The sequence below is a fragment of the Actinomycetospora sp. genome, from assembly GCF_055612215.1.
On record NZ_JBVPVA010000817.1, the window covers coordinates 1 to 3,205 of the forward strand.

Genomic DNA, 3,205 nt, shown 5'->3' on the forward strand with positions numbered 1-3,205 from the left:
CGGGTGCGGACCGCGAACGCGACCGCCCCGATGACGACGGCGCAGCCCGCGAGCTGCCAGGTGGTCGGGAACTGGCCGAGCACGAGCATCCCGAGCAGCACCGCGCCGACCGGCTGGAGCAGCAGGATCGAGGCGCCGGTCGACGACGGGAGCCGCGCCATGCCGCCCGCGATGAGCACCCACCCCATGCACTGCCCGATCAGGGCGAGCAGCGCGAGCCACCCGAGCGCGTGCCAGCCGGGGGTCAGGTCCACGCCCTCCCACAGCGAGCCCAGGACGAACGCGCTCACCGCCGCGGCGGCCGTCGCGAGCGCGACCGGCCCGGACTTCTCCCCCGGCGCCGAGCCGAGGCGCAGCAGGAGCAGGTAGCCGGCGTACGCGAAGGCGGCCATCAGGGCGAGGACCGTCCCGAGCACCGGGTGGGCCGCGCCGCCGCCGCCGTCCGCGAGTCCCCCGGCGAGCGCGACCCCGCCGAGCATCACCGGCACGGCCAGCAGGAACGACGGCCGGATCCGCTCGCCGATCACGAGGAACGCGAGCAGCGGCAGGATCACGACCTGGACGTTGACCAGCACCGTCGAGACCCCGGCGCCGACGGCGTGGATGGCGCCGGTCCACAGCGTCATGTCCACCCCGAGCAGCAGCCCGCCGAGCACGACCAGCCACGGTCGGCCGCGCGGCACCTCGGCGTGGACCGCGGCCTGCACCCGCCGGCGCCGGCGGCGTTCCAGCAGCCCCATCGGGACGAGCACCGGGAGCCCGAGCAGGCAGCGGAACGTCGTCGCGGTGCCCGGGGAGGTGCCCGAGAGCGCGATGAGGATCGGTGAGACGGCGATGCACAGGCTGCCCGCGATCGCGAGGAGCCGCGGATCGAGCGGGCCCCGCCGGGTGGCGGTCGGGGTGGCGGTCGGGGCGGGCAGCGTCACGGCCTCCAGGGTGATCCCGGCGATCGTTCAGGACCAGCGCGGACTTCTGGCCGAGAACCGTTACGTTCTCTGATGTGTTCGGGACCACGCGCCTGCAGGCGCTGCACGCCGTCGCGACCCACCGCACCGTCGGGAAGGCGGCCGCGAGCCTGCACCTGACGTCGTCGGCGGTCTCGCAGCAGCTCGCGGCGCTGGAGCGGGAGGCGGGCGCGGCGCTGACCGAGCCCGCCGGGCGCGGGATCCGGCTGACGCCCGCGGGGCTGGTCCTCGCCGAGCACGCCGCGGCCGTGCTCGACCGCCTCGCGGTCGCGCGTCGCGACCTCGACCGGCTCGACGACGACGTCGTGGGCCCGGTGCGCATCGGGGCCATCCCGACGACCGTGCACGCGCTGGCGCCGGCGTCCCTCGCGCGGCTGCGCCGGGCCCACCCCGACCTCGTCGTGCTGCTCGAGGACGGGGAGGCCGAGCAGACCCTGCCGGCGCTGGTCAACGGGGACCTGGACCTGACCGTCGTCGAGAACTGGGACGGTCTCCCGGCCCCCGTGCCGGCCCGGACGAGCCGCACCCGGCTCTGTGACGACATCCTCGACCTCGCGCTCCCCCGCGAGCACCCGCTGGCCGCGACGGGCCGGGTGGCGCTCTCCGACCTGGTCGGTGCCGACCTGACCTGGGTCGCCGACACCAGCAGCACCCGGGCCCACGACTGGCTGGTCGAGCGCCTCCGGCGCGAGGGCGTGGAGCCGCGGGTCACCTGCCTGGTCTGCGGGTTCGCGATCCACCTCGAGCTCGTGGCGGGCGCCGGCCTCGCGGCGATGATCCCGCGCCTCGCCCGCCCCGCGATCCCGGCCGGGGTGCGGATGGTCGAGACGGATCCGGTGCTCTCGCGCACCGTCGACGCGGTGTGGCGCACCGACCGCGAGACGCCGGCCGTGCGGGCCGCCGTCCGGGCGTTCCGGGCGACCGCCGAGGCGCGCCACCCCGACGTCAGCTGAGCAGCACGTCCGCGTCGAAGCAGGTGTGGTCCCCGGTGTGGCAGGCCGCGCCCTGCTGGTCGACCAGGACGAGCAGAGTGTCGCCGTCGCAGTCGAGCCGGACCTCGCGGACGGCCTGGGTGTGGCCGCTGGTGGCGCCCTTGACCCACAGCTCGCCGCGCGAGCGCGACCAGTAGGTGGCCTCGCGGGTGGCGAGCGTGCGGGCCAGCGCCTCGTCGGTCATCCACGCGACCATGAGGACCTCGCGGGTGTCGTACTGCTGCACCACCGCGCAGACCAGCCCGTCGGCGGTGCGCTTGAGGCGGGCCGCGAGCTGCGGGTCGAGGACGGGGGCGGTCTCGATGGTCGAGCTCCGCTGCGCTGCGTCTCCGCCGGTCACCGGACCTCCACGCCCGCGCCGCGCAGCGCGTCCTTGACCTCGCCGATGCGCATGATCCCGAAGTGGAAGACGCTGGCCGCGAGCACCGCGTCGGCGCCCGCCTCGACGGCCGGGGCGAAGTGCTCGACGGCGCCCGCCCCGCCGCTGGCGATCACGGGCACGTCGACGAGGGCGCGGACCTGGCGCAGCATCTCGAGGTCGAAGCCGTTCTTGGTGCCGTCGGCGTCCATCGAGTTGAGCAGGATCTCCCCGACGCCGAGCTCGGCCCCGCGCTGCGCCCACTCCAGGGCGTCGATGCCGGTGCCACGCCGGCCGCCGTGGGTGGTCACCTCGAACCCGGACGGCGTGGGCTGCTGGTCGGCGGGCACCCGCCGAGCGTCGACCGAGAGCACGATGCACTGCGACCCGTACCGCCGGCTGGCCTCGCCGAGGAACTCCGGGCGGGCGATGGCCGCGGTGTTGATCCCGACCTTGTCCGCCCCGGCGCGCAGCAGCTTGTCGATGTCGTCGTTCGTGCGCACCCCGCCGCCGACGGTCAGCGGGATGAAGACCTGCTCGGCGGTGCGGCGCACGACGTCGTAGGTCGTCTCGCGCTCACCCGACGACGCGCTGACGTCGAGGAAGGTCAGCTCGTCGGCGCCCTCGGCGTCGTAGAGCCGGGCCATCTCGACGGGGTCGCCCGCGTCGCGCAGGTCGACGAAGTTCACGCCCTTGACCACCCGGCCGGCGTCGACGTCCAGGCAGGGGATCACGCGGACGGCCACACCCATGGCGATCAGCCTACGACGCTGCGCGGAGCGCCTCGGGCAGGGTGAACGCCCCCGCGTAGAGCGCCTTGCCGATGATCGCGCCCTCGACGCCCACCTGGGCCAGGCCCGCGAGCGCCCGCACGTCGTCCAGCGTCGCGA

General features: G+C 75.4%; 4 protein-coding genes and 1 pseudogene. 1 reads left to right on the forward strand and 4 read right to left on the reverse strand.

The features are described from left to right. Positions 1 to 926, reverse strand: a 926-nt coding sequence (locus AC0CYZ_RS22285) for a DMT family transporter (RefSeq protein ID WP_472219362.1), incomplete at its 3' end; no start/stop codon positions are given. Between the two features lie 74 nt (positions 927 to 1,000). Here AC0CYZ_RS22285 and AC0CYZ_RS22290 point away from each other — a divergent pair. Continuing rightward, positions 1,001 to 1,918: a LysR family transcriptional regulator gene (locus tag AC0CYZ_RS22290; protein WP_472219364.1), complete on the forward strand. Its 918-nt coding sequence runs from the start codon at positions 1,001 to 1,003 to the stop codon at positions 1,916 to 1,918. Here AC0CYZ_RS22290 and hisI read toward each other — a convergent pair. The 3 genes and pseudogenes from hisI to AC0CYZ_RS22305 form a co-directional block, all read right to left on the reverse strand. Beyond that, positions 1,911 to 2,297: a phosphoribosyl-AMP cyclohydrolase gene (hisI, locus tag AC0CYZ_RS22295; RefSeq protein ID WP_472219366.1), complete on the reverse strand. Its 387-nt coding sequence runs from the start codon at positions 2,295 to 2,297 to the stop codon at positions 1,911 to 1,913. The genes AC0CYZ_RS22290 and hisI overlap by 8 nt on opposite strands. Further along, complete coding sequence (hisF, locus tag AC0CYZ_RS22300) at positions 2,294 to 3,067, reverse strand: imidazole glycerol phosphate synthase subunit HisF (RefSeq protein WP_472219368.1); 774 nt, start codon at positions 3,065 to 3,067, stop codon at positions 2,294 to 2,296. The genes hisI and hisF overlap by 4 nt, the downstream gene beginning before the upstream one ends. 10 nt (positions 3,068 to 3,077) lie before the next feature. Beyond that, a pseudogene (locus AC0CYZ_RS22305) lies at positions 3,078 to 3,205 on the reverse strand (bifunctional 1-(5-phosphoribosyl)-5-((5-phosphoribosylamino)methylideneamino)imidazole-4-carboxamide isomerase/phosphoribosylanthranilate isomerase PriA); the annotation flags it as partial.

Bases quoted from the DNA above. Each gene is read 5' to 3' on its own strand.
- hisF (WP_472219368.1), bottom strand. From the start codon at position 3,067: ATGGGTGTGGCCGTCCGCGTGATCCCCTGCCTGGACGTCGACGCCGGC.